This is a genomic window from Nocardia higoensis (assembly GCF_015477835.1).
Taxonomy (GTDB): Bacteria; Actinomycetota; Actinomycetes; order Mycobacteriales; family Mycobacteriaceae; genus Nocardia; species Nocardia higoensis_A.
Genome location: NZ_JADLQN010000005.1, coordinates 89598 through 104685, shown reverse-complemented (window position 1 = coordinate 104685; position 15088 = coordinate 89598). Strand labels below are relative to the sequence as shown.

Here is a 15088-nt window from a genome sequence, read left to right as displayed (position 1 = left end):
AGCCCATGCACCTCATCGAGGTCGAGCGCAAACGCGAGCTCCACGATCCCGACCGCCTTCGTCGGCGGCTCCTCGAACTCGGCTTCCATGAAGCCGGACAGCTCACCGAAGTCGATACCTACTACAGCCGGCCTGATGTCGACTACATGGAAACTGTCGAATGCCTGCGAGTTCGGCAACGCAATGGCTTCGCCGAGATCACCTACAAGCCGCCGTCCGACGTCTCGACGCACAGCGCAGACGACATCATTTCCAAGCAGGAAACCAACGTGGCGCTCAGCGACGCCGATCAAGCCGCAGCCGCCAACCAGCTACTCACCGCGATCGGCATGATCGAACTCGTTCGAGTCGAGAAGTCGCGCACCACCTACAAGCATGCCGATCACGGTGCCGCCGTTGTCAGCATCGACACCGTCGTCCACGCAGGCACTTTCGTCGAAACGGAGATCACCGCAACTGACGCAGATGCCGCAAGCCTCCAGCTCAACCGCATCGAGGAGCAGCTCGGGATCGCCGACCACCCGATTGTTCGTCTGCCCTACCGCGACATGGTGATGGCGACACGAGCGGTCTCTTGATCGGCACAGCCTGCGCCGATTCGGTTATTCGTGCCGGTGCCGATTCCGGATATCGGATAAGCCGCGATGACGCGGGTCGGTTGCAGATCACGGATATCGGCGAATCACCGGTGGAGCCCCCGCTGACCTTTGTGGTAACCGACCAGGAATTCCACGACTACTACCTGCGGCTCGCGGCGAATACGGGAGGGCCGGTGGGCGCGGGCACCCCGTGGCAGACGTGGATGCTCTTGATGTCGACCCACCTCGACGAAGCCGTCTACAAGGCCGGTGTATTGAATCAGCCATGCGTGATCATGATCGGCGAGACCGGTTTCCGGCCCGTGCCGAGGTGATGGGTACGCACCTCAGAACTCCGTGTCACCGGTCGGCGCGCAGGCGGGCGCCTGCGACGATCCTGCCGGGCTGCCGATCATCAGAGGTGCAGGGCGTGAGTGACGCCCATGATGGTCATGGCCGCTGTCATGGATACGCCCGCGACGAGGCTCGTCGTGGAACGGTCGTGGGTGAGAGTGCCGCGTCCGGCTCGCCACAGATGCACCCGCAGCAGCGCCCACGCGGTCACCGCCAGGATCGGTAGGGAGATCCAATCCGGTCCTGCCGTGGGGGCGTGATGGTGTGCGGCAGCGGTGGCGGCGGGTGAATCCGTGCCGGGCGCCGGCGAGTTCGACAGCAGCAGTACCACCATGAGGGTCAGGTCGGCGATCAGTGGCAGGCGGCGGGCGAGGGGGACGGGGGTGTCGGCCAGCCAGCAGCCGAGCCCGCCCAGCAGCAGCGCCCACACCAGTGGGCCGAGCGGGTCGTAGGCGGGCGCCAGCATGGCGGCCATCGCCACGCACATCACCGCGTGCCCGATCCTGCCTCGGGTGGCGCACGGATGCGGGCACACCAGCGCGAGCGCCGAAATCGCCACCAGGGCGGCCGTCACCACCGCGATCGGGTCCTGCGGTTGCCGCATCGGCTACCTCCAGCAGCGCGGTCCTGCACGCCAGCGGATCGGAAAGCGGGCCGGACTGTGGCGGGTCCGTCCCACAAGCCAACGTTAGCCGGGGCGGCCGCGGTCGGAGCGGAAACGATTCAGCTGAGTCGACGGCCACGCCGAAAACGGCCGAAAGGCCGGCCCACCCTTGCGGATGGACCGGCCTCCGGTCGAAAAAGGTTGCCGTGCGGCAGGACTCAGAAGTCCATGCCACCCATGCCACCGGTCGGGTCGCCGGCGGGAGCGGCGGCCTTCTCCGGCTTGTCGGCGACGACGGCCTCGGTGGTCAGGAACAGGGCCGCGATGGAGGCCGCGTTCTGCAGAGCCGAGCGGGTGACCTTGACCGGGTCGGCGACGCCGGCGGCCAGCAGGTCCTCGTACTCGCCCGAGTCGGCGTTCAGGCCGCTGCCCGCGGGGAGGTTGGAGACCTTCTCCGCGACCACGCCGGGCTCGAGGCCGGCGTTGAAGGCGATCTGCTTCAGCGGGGCCGACAGCGCGACGCGCACGATGTTGGCGCCGGTCGCCTCGTCGCCGGTGAGCTTCAGCTCGTCCAGCGCCGGAGCGGACTGCAGCAGGGCCACGCCGCCACCGGCGACGATGCCCTCTTCGACGGCGGCCTTGGCGTTGCGCACGGCATCTTCGATGCGGTGCTTGCGCTCCTTGAGCTCGACCTCGGTAGCCGCGCCCGCCTTGATCACCGCGACGCCGCCGGCCAGCTTGGCCAGGCGCTCCTGCAGCTTCTCACGGTCGTAGTCCGAGTCGGAGTTCTCGATCTCGGCCCGGATCTGCGCGACCCGGCCCTTGATGGCCTCCGCGTCGCCCGCACCCTCGACGATGGTGGTCTCGTCCTTGGTGACGACGACCTTGCGGGCCTGGCCCAGCAGCTCGACGCCGGCGGTCTCCAGGGAGAGGCCGACCTCTTCGCTGACGACCTCGCCGCCGGTCAGGATGGCGATGTCGGCCAGCTGCGCCTTGCGGCGGTCGCCGAAGCCCGGAGCCTTGACGGCGACGGACTTGAAGGTGCCGCGGATCTTGTTCACGACCAGGGTCGACAGGGCCTCGCCCTCGACGTCCTCGGCGATGATCAGCAGCGGCTTGCCGGCCTGGATGACCTTCTCCAGCAGCGGCAGCAGATCCTTGACGGTCGAAACCTTCGAGCCGACGAGCAGGATGTACGGATCCTCGAGGACCGCTTCCTGACGCTCGGGATCGGTCACGAAGTAACCGGAGATGTAGCCCTTGTCGAAGCGCATGCCCTCGGTGAGCTCCAGCTGGAGACCGAAGGTGTTGCTCTCCTCGACGGTGATGACGCCTTCCTTGCCGACCTTGTCCATGGCCTCGGCGATCAGCTCACCGATGGACGCGTCGCCGGCCGAGATACCGGCGGTAGCGGCGATCTGCTCCTTGGTCTCGACCTCCTTGGCGGTCTCGAGCAGGCGGGCGGTGACGGCCTCGACGGCCTTCTCGATGCCGCGCTTGAGACCCAGCGGGTTCGCGCCGGCCGCGACGTTGCGCAGACCCTCGCGCACCAGCGCCTGGGCCAGAACGGTGGCGGTGGTGGTGCCGTCGCCGGCGACGTCGTCGGTCTTCTTGGCGACTTCCTTGACCAGCTCGGCGCCGATCTTCTCGTACGGGTCCTCCAGCTCGATCTCCTTGGCGATGGACACGCCATCGTTGGTGATCGTGGGGGCGCCCCACTTCTTCTCGAGGACGACGTTGCGACCCTTCGGGCCCAGCGTCACCTTCACCGCGTCGGCGAGGGCGTTCAGGCCCCGCTCGAGGCCGCGGCGGGCCTCTTCGTCATACGCAATTGTCTTGGCCATGGCGTTGTTGAGATCCTCCATGTGTATGGCTGACACACAGGACGACCGCCGGTTGGGCCGCCCCATTTACGCTGGCCAGGTTCGGTGCCCGCGACGGACGACCGAGGGTGTCGATGAAACCCGGTCTCACCGTCCCGACCTGGCACTCACACGTGGAGAGTGCCAAACCCATTTTTAGCACTCCCCCGATGAGAGTGCAAGGTTTGGATCAGCCTCGCTACAAGCCGTCGTCGATGCGCAACAGCAATGCCACGAACGCGTCGGTGCGCCGCTCCTCCGGCGTACGGGGCTCTTCGTTGCCGACGGTCACCATCTCCGCGTCGCCGAGCAGCAACTCCGCCTCCACGCGCATGACCGCCCGGATGAACGGCGGCGCCACCTCGGGGGGCAGATCACCGTGGATGACGAATTCGCCGTCCGGACCGGACTCGGTCTCCACATAGGACAGCGCGCGCAGCAGGTCGATACGGCGTTCCCCAGCGACCAGGTCGGAATCTTCGGCCGTTTCATCCGGCATCGCTATAGCTTAACCGGCCGTCCGGCGTTATCCCCGGCGCGACTTACAGTTGCCGCGTGAGTGTGAGACCCGGCCGGGACGCGATCGACGGCGTCCTGGCACAGCTGTACGGAACGACCGAACCCGAACACTGGACGGTCTCGCACCACTGGACCGTAGGCAGCGCCGACCCCCTGGAAGGCATCTCGGCCTATGCCCGGACCGACCCGGTCCCGCACTGGCACTACATCACCTACGGCATGTCGGAGCTGGACGAGAAGGCCTGGGGCGAGCCCTCGGTGTCGGGCTGGGGATTCGAATTCACCTTCCGGCTGCTCGGTGACATCGATGTCGACCCGGCGCCGGTGTGGCCGGCGCAGTTCATGCAGAACCTGGCCCGTTACGTGTTCACCTCGGGCAAGCGCTTCGCCGCCGGGCAGACCATCAAGGCCAACGGGCCGATCGCGGCCGATCACGCCGAATCACCGATCCGGGCGGTGGGATTCGCGACCGACCCGGAGCTGGGCATCATCGAGACGGTCAACGGGCGGGTCGAATTCCTGCAGATCGTCGGGCTGGCCGAAACCGAGTACCAGGCGGCGCGGGGCGGCAAGCTGCTCGGCGTCCTGGACGCGTTGCGCGAGCGGTTGCCGCTACTGGTCACCGACATCGACCGCGCATCGCTGCTGCCGCCGCCCGCCCCGCGCGCGCAGTGGCCGCGCTGGGGCGGCGGACTGCGCGGGCGGGGCTGACACCGGCTCGCGGGCGCCCGGTCGGCGCACCCGAGGCGCGACCGCTCAGGGGGCCGCGGGGCCAGGGGGGATCAGCTGCGAGAGCAGCTCCACCAGATGCTCCTCGACCGCCCCCTTCTCGACGCCGAGGCCGCTGATCGGCCCGGTGCCGTGCTCCTCCTCGAGCAGCGCGAGCAGCACGTGTTCGGTGCCGATGTAGTTGTGCCCGAGTCGCAGCGCTTCCCGGAAGGTCAGCTCGAGCACCTTCTTGGCGTCGGCGGCGAACGGGATCAGACCGGTCTCGTGTTCGGGATGTTCGGCCGGGGCAGGTGGCAGGGCGGCAGTGGCGGCGGCCCGCAGCGCGTCCTCGGTGACGCCGCGACCGGCGAGCTCGCGCATCGCCAGCCCGTCGGGCTCGGCGATCAGGCCGAGGATCAGATGGGGAGCGCCGATCTCGGCGTGCCCGCTCACCCGCGCGGCCTCCTGCGCGGCCACCACGACCTTGCGGGCGCGGGGGGTGAAGCGCGCGAAGCCGTCCTTCGGGTCCATCGCGGCGGACGGCCCCTTCGGGACGAAGCGCTTCTGCGCGGCCTGCTTCGAGACACCCATGCTGGCGCCGATCTCGGTCCAAGAGGCGCCGGAGCGGCGGGCCTGGTCGACGAAGTGACCGATCAGGTGGTCGGCCACTTCGCCGAGGTGATCCCCGACGACCACGGCGTCGGAGAGTTGTTCGAGCACATTGTCGGGACGGGCGGTCTTGATGCCGTCGATCAGGTCGTCGAGGCGAATTTGCGAGGTCATTCGTCAACCATAGGTTGACGAATGACCTACGTCAACCTATGGTTGACGATCCTGTCAGCGCAATCCCGCCATCGGGATCGTGCTGCGTACCACCAGCTCTTTCACCACAGCAGCGGGCCTGCCACGCAGCATCCATCCGGCCGGGCGATCGTCGGCCCGCAGGCCGTGGACCAATCCGTTCCGGCGGCCCAGGCTCAGGCACTGGAGGTGATAGCGGAAACTCAGCGGCTTCGGCCGACCTCCCCGCGACACAGCCACGATCGATTTGCCCGCGTGCGCGCCTGCCGGGAGCGCGGTCGCGCACGCCATGCGCAGTTCCCGGCCACCCGGGCCCGCCACCACCGCGCTGTCGCCCACGGCGTAGATGTCCGGGTGCGAGGTCGAGCGCAGCTGAGCGTCGGTGCGGATCCGTCCGGCCGCGTCGACATCCAGACCCGCCCGCGCCGCCAGATCAGGCACCGCGAAACCCGTCGTCCAGACCGTGGTCGCCGCGGGCACGACGCTGCCGTCGGCCAGGCGCGGACCGTCTTCGGTCACCTCCACGACCTTCGCACCCGCGCGCACCTCGACGCCCAGCCGCTCGAGCACCCCGCGCACGTGCGCGACCGCCCGGCCGCCGAGCCAGGCGGCGGGCTCCTCGGCGCCGAGCAGCAGCACCGGCGTCCCCGGGTGCGACTCGGCCAATTCGGCCGCCAGCTCGATGCCCGTCGCACCCGCGCCCACCACGGCGATCGGCCCGGCGGCCATCGCCTCTCCTCCTCCGACAGGCCACCGCGCGTCCTCGGGAGTGGCGACCGACCTGGCGTACTCGGCCACGCCGGGAACGTGATTCGGCGCGATGCTGCCGAGCGCGTACACGAGCGTGTCGTATTCGAGCGTGTCGCCGGTGTCCAGGCGCACCGTGCGCGCTGTCGGGTCCAGATCTGTCACGCGGGCTCGCACGAACTCGGCCCCGTGCCGCTCGAGCGCCCGGGCCAGATCCCACCGGCGCAGCTTCTGCCCGGCGACCCGCTGATGCAGCCGCACCCGCTCGGTGAACTCCGCCCTGGCGTCCACCACGGTCACCCGCGCGCCGCGCGCCCGCCGCAGTGCCCGCGCCGCGGCCAGACCCGCGTATCCCGCGCCGAGCACGATGATCCGATGCACTTCTCCGGTCATGATGAGGGCTCCTTCCGTCCGCCTTCCTCAGCTAGACCGGACAGCCCCGCCGAATCTGACCGGGCATACCGCACCGCCGCGATGAGCTGCGTCACAGCCTGCTCGGCAACGAGGCACGGCCGGGCGCCCACGCGCGGCGCGACGGGGTAGCGGTAGGCCGGAACGCGCGACCGTTGCCGAGGATCGGCCCACCCATACGAACTCCCCGCAGGAAAGGCCGCGCGCTTCGGCTCGGATCAGCGGCGAGACACCGAGAAGATGCGCAGTTTCCGGTCGGTGCGCCGCCGATAGGCGTCGTAGACGCCGGCGAGATCGGAGAACATCGCGAAGATGCGGTCGTACTCGGCCCCGGTGACAAGGGTGGCGGTCACCGGGATCTCCTGGTCGCCGATGCGCACCCAGGCCTGCGGATTCGCCAGCAGGTTCCCCGTCCAGGCCGGATGCCACGCCTGCCCGTAATTACTGCCGATGAGAAAGAGCCGATCGTCTTCTCGCACGTACACCAACGGCGTGGTCCGGCGAGCGCCCGACTTCTGGCCGATGGTGGTCAGCAACAGCAGTGGCAGGCCGATCGGGCCGAAGATCGTGTACTTGCCGTGGCTTCGTTCCAGGAGCCGTTGGTCGAGCCCCTTCAGCTTGCCGAGAGTCCGGGCGCCCACGCGCGAGGACGCCAGCGCGGTGATCGTCTTGCCGATCATCGGACTCGGTTCGCGCCCCCAGCGAACGTCGGGAAACGCCCCTTCGGCCATGTGGTCGATTCTGCGCCCTTTCGCACCGCGGGCGCGGGCTCGACGCGAAACTGTTGGACGGCCGTTACCCGGCGCGACCGATCACAGCGCAGACGAGGTCACGCGGGCGTAGTAGGTCAGTTTCTCAGGGTTCACCGACAGCCGGAACGCCTCGATCGCGCCGTCGCGCACCTCGAGGCTCATCACCAGCATGGGCATTCCCTCCACCCGAACCACCAGTGCCTGCGCGGCATTGACCTCTTCGAGGCCGAGGACCATGCCAGGCAGGCCGTACCGCGCCAGACCGGCCAGGTAGCGGGCCACCCGGTCCGCACCGACGACCGGCCGCCGGGCGGCGTTGATCACGCCGCCGCCGTCCGCGACGGCGGTGGCGTCCGCCGACAGCACCGACCGCAGCCGCTCGACATCCCCGGTGCTCGCGGCTTCGAGGAAGCGTTCCAGCAGCGCCCGCGTGTCCGCGTCGGACGGTGTGAACCGGGGGCGGCCGCGCCTGACCCGTTCGGTCGCACGGTGCAGTGCCTGCTGGGAGGCCGCCTCCGAGACCTCCAGCATCTCCGCGATCTCCCGATGCGGATAGCCGAAGGCCTCGCGCAGCACGAACACCGCGCGTTCGAGCGGGTTCAACCGCTCCAGCGCGGTGAGCAGCGCGAGGGACACCGATTCACGCTGTTCGACGGTCTCGAGCGGACCGAGTTGCGAGGTGGGCACCGGCTCGGGCAGCCAAGGCCCGACATAACTCTCCCGGCGGGCGCGGGCCGAGACCAGCCACGTGCGGCACAGGTTGACCACGGCAGTGGTCAGCCAGGCCTCGGCGGAGCGGATGCCGGCCCGGTCGGCGCCGTCCCAGCGCAGGTAGGTCTCCTGCACCGCGTCCTCGGCCTCGGTCGCCGAGCCGAGCATCCGGTAGGCGAGCGCGAACAGTCGCCGACGATGCGCCTCGAAGGTGCGCAGCCCGTCCTGGTCCATCGCCGTTTCCTCCCGGATCGCTCGTCCTCGCAGCCGGCTGGCGGCCCGGATCAGCCTTCGTGTGTCTCCACCGGCTCGGCCTCCGGCCTGCGCAGCCGCAGCCTGGCGCTGGAACCTCGGATCGCGGGCCGGGGGATGCGCCGCTGTGCTCGCCGCTGCGCCCGGCGCTCGGCAGGCTTGTGCTGCCAGGTCTCCGGCCGCGCGGCCACCCAGCGCTGCGAATGCCAGGCGAACGGGATGTGCGCCAGATAGACCGCGACCAGCACCAGCAGCAGGATCAGCGGGTAGGTCACCAGCAACGCGGCGGCCAGCGCCACCAGCACGAGCAGCCCGGCCGCGGCCTGCGGCGCCACCGACACCGACTTCAGCGCCAGCGTCGGGATGGTGCTCACCGCGAGTGCGGCCGCCAGCACGGTCCACGCCGCGACCTCGTAGAAGCCGACCCACCAGCCGTCCCCGAACTGCACGAGCAGCGCGATGGGCACCAGCGCGATCAGCGCCGCCGCGGGGGCGGGCACGCCGACGAAGTACTCGCGCGCCCAGTCCGGTCGGTTGTCGTCGTCGAGCAGGGTGTTGAATCTCGCCAGCCGCAACACGATGCTGACCGCGAACAGCAGCGCCATGATCCAGCCGACGCTGTTCTCGTCCAGCAACGCCACGTACAGCACCAGGGCGGGCGCGACGCCGAAGGAGATCGCGTCGGACAGCGAATCGAGTTCCGCGCCGATCTTGGTCGTGGCGTCGAGCATCCGCGCCAGCCTGCCATCGAGCATGTCGAACACCGCCGCGGCGCCGATCATCGCCAGGGCAACGGCGAGCTCACCGTCGAGGGCGAACTTCACCGAGGACAGCCCCGAGCACAGCGCCAGGATCGTCACGACGCTCGGCAGCAGGCGGATGCTGCGACGGCGGCGCCTGGGGGCCGGCGTGGCCGCCTCCATCACGGCAACTCCCTTACGTCAGCTGGGCGAGGACGGTCTCGCCGCCGATGGTGCGTTGGCCCGGCTGCACGAGCAGCTCGGTGCCTGCCGGGAAGTAGGTGTCCACCCGGGAGCCGAAGCGGATCAGGCCGTAGGTGTCGCCGATGGTCAGTACGTCGCCGACCTGGGCGTCGCACACGATGCGGCGCGCCAGCAGACCGGCGATCTGCACGACCACCACCGTGGCGCCCTTCGCCGTCTCGAGCACCATGCTGTTGCGCTCGTTGACCGCGCTGGCCTCGGGCAGATCGGCGGACTTGAACTGGCCGCTCTGGTGCCGGACCTCGCGGACGACACCGGAGACCGGGGTGCGCTGCACATGCACGTCGAGCACCGAGAGGAAGATGCTCACGCGGGGCAGCGGCTGATCGCCGAGGCCGAGTTCGGCGGGCGGGGCGGCGGTGTCGACCAAGGCGATCTCACCGTCGGCCGGGGCGACGACCACGCCCGCCCGGTTCGGCGGCACCCGGTTGGGGTGGCGGAAGAAACCCGCGCAGGCGGCGGCGGTCACCAGACCGGCCCGGCGCAGCCACCTGCGTTTACCTGCCGCGACCGCGACCGCGAGTGGGACGGCCACGAAGGGCAGCCCGGCGGGGTGCAGCGGTGGGATCGTGGATCGCACCAGATCGACGACATGGCCGACCCCGGTGGTCTCGGGTGTGCCGGGCGGGGTGGGACGGCGTGCCACAGACTCCTCTTTCGTGCTCGATGCGCATCGTGGTCGACGCGCTCAACTGCAAGCCACCACACAGTACGCCGAAGGTCCACTCGGGCGCCGATCTCGTCCCGGTCCGACCCCCGGCGACCGGTCGTTCATACCGATGTGGCGATCCGGCCACGTATCCGCAACCGCGGGGCTAATATGAGGGTGCCTCATGTCTAAGGGAGTTCCACGCTAATTCCGCAGGTAACCAGGAGCCGCACATGTCCGTACGAATCGCCCAGACGACCGGCGTCGACAGCACCGCGATCCTCGGACTCGGCGTCTATCGCCCGGCCCGGATCGTCACCAACGACGAGATCGCGGGTCCGATCGATTCCAGCGACGAGTGGATCCGCACCCGATCCGGAATCAGGACCAGGCGATTCGCCGACGCCTCCGAGACCGTCCACTCGATGAGTGTGGCCGCCGCGCGCGACGCGATGGACGCCGCCGAGATCTCCGCCGACGAGATGGACTGCGTCATCGTCGCCACCTCCACGCATCTGCTGCTCACCCCCGCCGCCGCTCCGCGTATCGCCACCGAACTCGGCATGAACGGCGCGGCCGCCTTCGACATCTCCGCGGGCTGCGCGGGCTTCTGCCACGCCCTCGCCATGGCCTCGGACCTGGTCCGCGCGGGCACCTCGAAGAAGGTGCTGGTCATCGGCGTGGAGAAGCTGACCGACACCGTCGACATGACCGACCGCTCGACCGCGTTCCTGTTCGCCGACGGCGCGGGCGCGGTGGTGGTCGGCCCCTCCGAGAAGCCGGGGGAGGCGGGCATCGGACCGACGGTGTGGGGGTCGGACGGCACCCAGCACCACGCCATCCGCCAGACCAAGGACTGGCTGGAGTTCTTCGCCGAGATCGAGGAGAAGGGACTCGACGCGGTCCGCCCCTACCTGGCGATGGAGGGCACCGCGGTCTTCCGCTGGGCGGCGCATTCACTGGAGAAGGTCTGCCGCGACGCGATCGACCGGGCCGGCCTGACCACCGACGACCTGCAAGCCATGATCCCGCACCAGGCCAACGGCCGGATCATCGAGATCATGGCGCGAGTGCTGAAACTGCCGGAGGACTGCGCGCTGGCCAACGACATCGAGGAGACCGGCAACACCTCGGCCGCCTCGATCCCGCTGGCGATGGAAGCGCTGCTCCGCAAGGGCGAGGCGCGCCCCGGTGACACCGCGCTGCTGATCGCCTTCGGCGCCGGGCTCTCCTACGCCGCGCAGGTGGTCACCCTGCCGCGCTGGAAGTAGCCCACCGCGCGGGCAGCAGCTGCGTGACCGACCGGATCAGGCCGTCTCGGCGGCGGCCTTGATCCGGGCCAGCGTGGTGGTCATGCCACCGACCAGGTCCTTCTCGAAAGCGGCTTCGCCGCCGAAGAAGACGTCGAAGGCCTTGCGGATCGGCCAGGGCACCCCTGCCGAGGCGTCGCGGCGCTGGGTGAGCCGGGTGCCGGTCGCGGTCGGCTCGAGTGTGAAGCTCCAGGTGGTGCCGTTCTCGTTCATCCGGAAGGCGAGTTCGCGCTCGGGTTCGTAGGAGACGATGCGCGACGTCGACGGCCAGACCTTCCAACCCTGCTTGTTCCAGTTGACCGTCCAGGCCCCCGCCTTCGGCGTGCCGAGCGCCTTCATGCGCCGAGTCATCGGGCTGAACTCCGGCATCCGGTCCAGGTCGGAGAGCACCCGCCACACCCGCTCGGGCGGGGCGACGATGTCGACTGTTGCTTCGAGGTTTTCGGCCATGAGTACCTCCGTGATCGACGACTCTGTCCCGGCCATCCTAGACCGCATGCCGCACGCCACGTCCCGAAGACATTTGCGTCACGAATCGGCACGACACGGCAGAGGTGTTGTCACAACGGGCATCCCGACAGCGATCGAGACAACCCCGAAACGAGACAACCCTCAGCGTCCCACCTACTCGAGTGAGGTGATCAGGCCGTGAATCTGCGCTCGCTGCTCCACCGCCGTCGTCCGGACCGCGTCCCGCCGCTGCCGATGATCGAACCCGACGACCGCCGCGGCGTGGACCCCGCCGCCGCGCCGCCCACCGCCGCCCCGCCTCGGACGACCCCGCTCACCGACGAAGAGCGCCTCGAACGCCTGCTCACCCCCACCGAACTCGCATTGGTCCTCGAGCACCGTATGAGCCTGGACCCCGAATCCGCATCGGCGCGCCCGCAGGACAGCGCCGTCCCCTGACATCGCCACCCGTGCCCCTTCCCGCGGTACTCGCCGGTAGGCTCTGCGATCGCGCCGGAGGCTCCGGCGCCTGATGGCACCCCCGGGAAGAACGAGCATGAAGCGATTTTCCGTCGTCCTGTCCACCGCAGCGGCGCTGACCCTGGCCCTTTCCGGTTGTGGCGGTTCGGATTCCGGCGAGGCAGCCGACTCGGCGGACAAGACCACGCAGACCACCTGCGCGGAGTTCAAGAACCTCGATACCGAGGCGGAGAAGGCCGTGGTCGAGGCGATCCTCGCCGAGCACCCCGACAGCCAGTACGCGGGCAGCCCGAACGTCGCGCTCGGCACCGCCAAGCTGGTGTGCCTGTCGGAGGCCAATGCGAACAAGACCGTCGCCGAGGCGGCGGGGCTGACGAAACCGGCCGCCTAGCGATCGCCGAGCCGCGCAAGCGCGCCGGCGCCCGGCAGCCCAGCGGCGACCGTTCGCGGGGGCTGTGTGGCCGGAGCAGGCGCGATGGCGGACTCCAGGGAAGCGGGCAGAATGGCACAGTGGCAGAACTGGCGCTCACCGCTCGCTTGAATCCGTCCGCCGCCGACGCCAGACGCGGGGTGGTGCGGCTGCACCCGGAAGCGCTGACCGCCCTCGGGCTGCGCGAGTGGGACGGGATCGCGTTGTCGGGCGCCAGGCATACCGCTGCCGTCGCCGCGCTGGCGCCCGCGGGCACGCCCGCCGGGGTGGTTCTGCTCGATGATGTGACGCTGTCCAACGCGGGCATCAAGGAGAACCAGACCGTCGTGGTCGCGCCCGCCGTCGTGCACGGCGCGCGCCAGGTCGTGTTGAGCGGCTCGGTACACGCCACCCGCAGCATTCCCGCGGCGACACTGCGCCAGGCCCTGCTGGGCAAGGTGGTGACCGTCGGCGACACGGTGTCGTTGCTGCCGCGCGACCTCGGTCCTGACATGCCCACCTCGGCGGCCAGCCAGGCACTCTCGCGTACCTTCGGCATCGCCTGGACCACCGAACTGTTGACGGTGACCGCCGTCGATCCCGCGCCGGGCCCGGTCAGCGTGCAGCCGAATACGGCGGTTTCCTGGACGGCGGGCGCGGTCGCCGCGCGCGAGGCCGCCGAACGAGCGGCGACGAGCGGCCCGGGACGGGCGGGCGCGCGCGGGGCGGCCGACGGCGCGGTACTCCACACACAAGCACTCGACGCCACCGCCGCGGGATCGGCGACCGCGATCCGCCGCTGGAGTTCCGGCGAGGCACCGGTTCCGGTGGAGGATCTGACCGGAGGCCACGCCCAGGCGGCCAAGCTGTCCGAATGGCTGAGCCTGGCGCTGGACGAACCCGAACTGCTCAGAGCCCTCGGCGCGCCCGCGCATCTGGGCGTGTTGATCACCGGTCCGGCGGGCGTCGGCAAGGCGACGCTGGCGCGCGCGGTGGCGGCTCCGCGCAGACTGATCGAACTCGACGGCCCGACCGTGGGCGCGGCCGAGAGCGGCACCCGATTGCGCGAAGTCGCGGCCGCGGTGGCCGAGGTGGGTTCCGGACAGGGCGGCGTCCTGTTGATCAGTGATGTCGACGCCCTGCTACCCGAGCAGCCCGAGCCGGTCGCCACGTTGATCCTCGATCAACTGCGCGCGGCCATGTCCGGCCCCGGCGTGGCCTTCCTCGCCACCACCGCGCACCCCAGCCGGGTCGACGCACGGCTGCGCGGCCCCGATCTGTGCGATCGGGAACTCGCGCTGCCGCTGCCGACCGCGCCGGTGCGGCGGGCGCTGCTGGAACAAGTGCTCCGCAAGGTGCCCACCGGTGAGCTCGCGCTGGACGCGGTCGCGGCGCGCACGCCCGGTTTCGTGGTCGCCGACCTGGCCGCACTGGCCCGTGAGGCCGGTCTGCGGGCGGCCTCACGGGCCAGCAGGGAGGGCAGCCCACCCAAGCTGATCCAGGAGGACCTGCTCGGCGCGCTCGAGGTGATCCGGCCGCTGTCGCGCTCGGGGACCGAGGAACTGGCGGTCGGCAGCCTCGGCCTCGACGACGTGGGTGACATGGTGGAGACCAAGCAGTCGCTGACCGAGACGGTGCTGTGGCCGCTGCGCCACCCCGACTCCTTCGCCCGCCTCGGTGTGGAGCCGCCGCGCGGCGTGCTGCTCTACGGTCCGCCCGGCTGCGGCAAGACCTTCCTGGTGCGTGCGCTCGCCGGCTCCGGGCAGCTCAGCGTGCATTCGGTCAAGGGCGCCGAACTCATGGACAAGTGGGTCGGTTCCTCCGAGCGCGCGGTGCGCGAACTGTTCCAGCGGGCCCGTGACTCCGCGCCGTCGCTGATCTTCCTCGACGAAGTCGACGCGCTCGCGCCACGACGCGGCCAGACCGGCGACTCCGGCGTCGGCGATCGGGTGGTGGCCGCCCTGCTCACCGAACTCGACGGTGTGGAGCCCTTGCGCGACGTGGTCGTGCTCGGCGCGACCAACCGCCCCGAACTCATCGACCCCGCGCTGCTGCGGCCGGGTCGCCTGGAACGGCTGGTGTTCGTGCCGCCGCCGGACGCGCAGGCCCGGCTGGCGATCCTGCGCACCGCGGGCAAGTCGGTGCCGCTGGCCGCCGATGTGGATCTCGCCGAACTGGCCGAGGACCTCACCGGCTACTCCGCAGCGGACTGTGCTGCATTGTTGCGAGAGGCCGCGTTGGCCGCCATGCGCCGCGATGTGAACGCCGCCGACGTGACCGCCGCCGACGTCGAAACGGCCCGCCGAGCCGTCAATCCGTCCCTGGATCCGGCTCAGGTGGAGTCGCTGCGTCGCTACGCCGACGCACGCGGCTGAGCGAACTGCTCCGGGTCGCGTGACGGCGGCCCGCGGAGTCCAGCACGGGCGTACCGAACCAGGGGTGCGGGCGGTGCGACGGCGGCGGTTCGAGTACCCCGATTGACCAGCC

The 15088-nt window shown here is 70.1% G+C and carries 16 protein-coding genes and 1 pseudogene; 7 read left to right on the top strand and 10 right to left on the bottom strand.

What is annotated here, in order from left to right:
* The first annotated feature begins 5 nt into the window (after positions 1-5).
* Entirely contained in the window at positions 6-578 is a 573-nt protein-coding gene (gene cyaB, locus IU449_RS23115; RefSeq protein WP_228805571.1) for a class IV adenylate cyclase, read from the top strand.
* Positions 575-913 (top strand): hypothetical protein, encoded by a 339-nt coding sequence (locus IU449_RS23110; RefSeq protein ID WP_195004246.1) that lies wholly within the window; start codon positions 575-577, stop codon positions 911-913. The genes cyaB and IU449_RS23110 overlap by 4 nt, the downstream gene beginning before the upstream one ends.
* Positions 914-993: 80 nt before the next feature.
* On the opposite strand, the gene IU449_RS23105 is transcribed toward IU449_RS23110, so the two are convergent.
* The 3 genes from IU449_RS23105 to IU449_RS23095 all read right to left on the bottom strand — a co-directional run bounded on the left by IU449_RS23105 (position 994) and on the right by IU449_RS23095 (position 3897).
* Positions 994-1536: a DUF5134 domain-containing protein gene (locus tag IU449_RS23105; protein WP_195004245.1), complete on the bottom strand. Its 543-nt coding sequence runs from the start codon at positions 1534-1536 to the stop codon at positions 994-996.
* A 218-nt stretch (positions 1537-1754) separates the two neighbouring features.
* Positions 1755-3380 (bottom strand): chaperonin GroEL, encoded by a 1626-nt coding sequence (gene groL, locus IU449_RS23100; protein WP_195004244.1) that lies wholly within the window; start codon positions 3378-3380, stop codon positions 1755-1757.
* Positions 3381-3597: 217 nt separating this feature from the next.
* Positions 3598-3897, bottom strand: a complete 300-nt coding sequence (locus tag IU449_RS23095; protein WP_195004243.1) for a hypothetical protein — start codon at positions 3895-3897, stop codon at positions 3598-3600.
* A 56-nt stretch (positions 3898-3953) separates the two neighbouring features.
* Here IU449_RS23095 and IU449_RS23090 point away from each other — a divergent pair, with 56 nt between their 5' ends.
* Positions 3954-4628, top strand: a complete 675-nt coding sequence (locus tag IU449_RS23090) for a suppressor of fused domain protein (RefSeq protein ID WP_195004242.1) — start codon at positions 3954-3956, stop codon at positions 4626-4628.
* A 45-nt stretch (positions 4629-4673) separates the two neighbouring features.
* Here IU449_RS23090 and IU449_RS23085 read toward each other — a convergent pair whose 3' ends face one another.
* From IU449_RS23085 to IU449_RS23060, 6 genes and pseudogenes are all read right to left on the bottom strand, one after another.
* Positions 4674-5408: a Clp protease N-terminal domain-containing protein gene (locus tag IU449_RS23085; RefSeq protein WP_195004241.1), complete on the bottom strand. Its 735-nt coding sequence runs from the start codon at positions 5406-5408 to the stop codon at positions 4674-4676.
* Positions 5409-5462: 54 nt separating this feature from the next.
* Positions 5463-6575 (bottom strand): annotated as a pseudogene (locus IU449_RS23080) (NAD(P)/FAD-dependent oxidoreductase); the annotation flags it as partial.
* A gap of 227 nt (positions 6576-6802) precedes the next feature.
* A complete protein-coding gene (locus IU449_RS23075) occupies positions 6803-7315 on the bottom strand; it encodes a nitroreductase/quinone reductase family protein (RefSeq protein ID WP_195004239.1) in 513 nt (170 codons plus the stop codon).
* An 81-nt stretch (positions 7316-7396) separates the two neighbouring features.
* Positions 7397-8281, bottom strand: coding sequence for an RNA polymerase sigma-70 factor (locus IU449_RS23070; RefSeq protein ID WP_195004238.1), 885 nt, complete (start codon positions 8279-8281; stop codon positions 7397-7399).
* A 50-nt stretch (positions 8282-8331) separates the two neighbouring features.
* Entirely contained in the window at positions 8332-9222 is an 891-nt protein-coding gene (locus IU449_RS23065; protein WP_195004237.1) for a CDP-alcohol phosphatidyltransferase family protein, read from the bottom strand.
* Positions 9223-9235: 13 nt separating this feature from the next.
* Entirely contained in the window at positions 9236-9949 is a 714-nt protein-coding gene (locus IU449_RS23060; protein ID WP_195004236.1) for a phosphatidylserine decarboxylase, read from the bottom strand.
* A 236-nt stretch (positions 9950-10185) separates the two neighbouring features.
* Between IU449_RS23060 and IU449_RS23055 the strand changes: the two genes are divergently transcribed.
* Complete coding sequence (locus IU449_RS23055; protein WP_195004235.1) at positions 10186-11223, top strand: beta-ketoacyl-ACP synthase III; 1038 nt, start codon at positions 10186-10188, stop codon at positions 11221-11223.
* 36 nt (positions 11224-11259) lie between these two features.
* Here IU449_RS23055 and IU449_RS23050 read toward each other — a convergent pair whose 3' ends face one another.
* A complete protein-coding gene (locus IU449_RS23050; RefSeq protein WP_195004234.1) occupies positions 11260-11712 on the bottom strand; it encodes an SRPBCC family protein in 453 nt (150 codons plus the stop codon).
* Positions 11713-11910: 198 nt separating this feature from the next.
* Between IU449_RS23050 and IU449_RS23045 the strand changes: the two genes are divergently transcribed.
* From IU449_RS23045 to IU449_RS23035, 3 genes are all read left to right on the top strand, one after another.
* The gene (locus IU449_RS23045; RefSeq protein WP_195004233.1) at positions 11911-12171 is read left to right on the top strand and encodes a hypothetical protein; all 261 of its coding nucleotides are present in this window, start codon (positions 11911-11913) and stop codon (positions 12169-12171) included.
* Between the two features lie 97 nt (positions 12172-12268).
* Positions 12269-12583: a hypothetical protein gene (locus IU449_RS23040; RefSeq protein ID WP_195004232.1), complete on the top strand. Its 315-nt coding sequence runs from the start codon at positions 12269-12271 to the stop codon at positions 12581-12583.
* Positions 12584-12702: 119 nt separating this feature from the next.
* Positions 12703-14976 (top strand): AAA family ATPase, encoded by a 2274-nt coding sequence (locus IU449_RS23035; RefSeq protein ID WP_195004231.1) that lies wholly within the window; start codon positions 12703-12705, stop codon positions 14974-14976.
* Positions 14977-15088 lie beyond the last annotated feature (112 nt).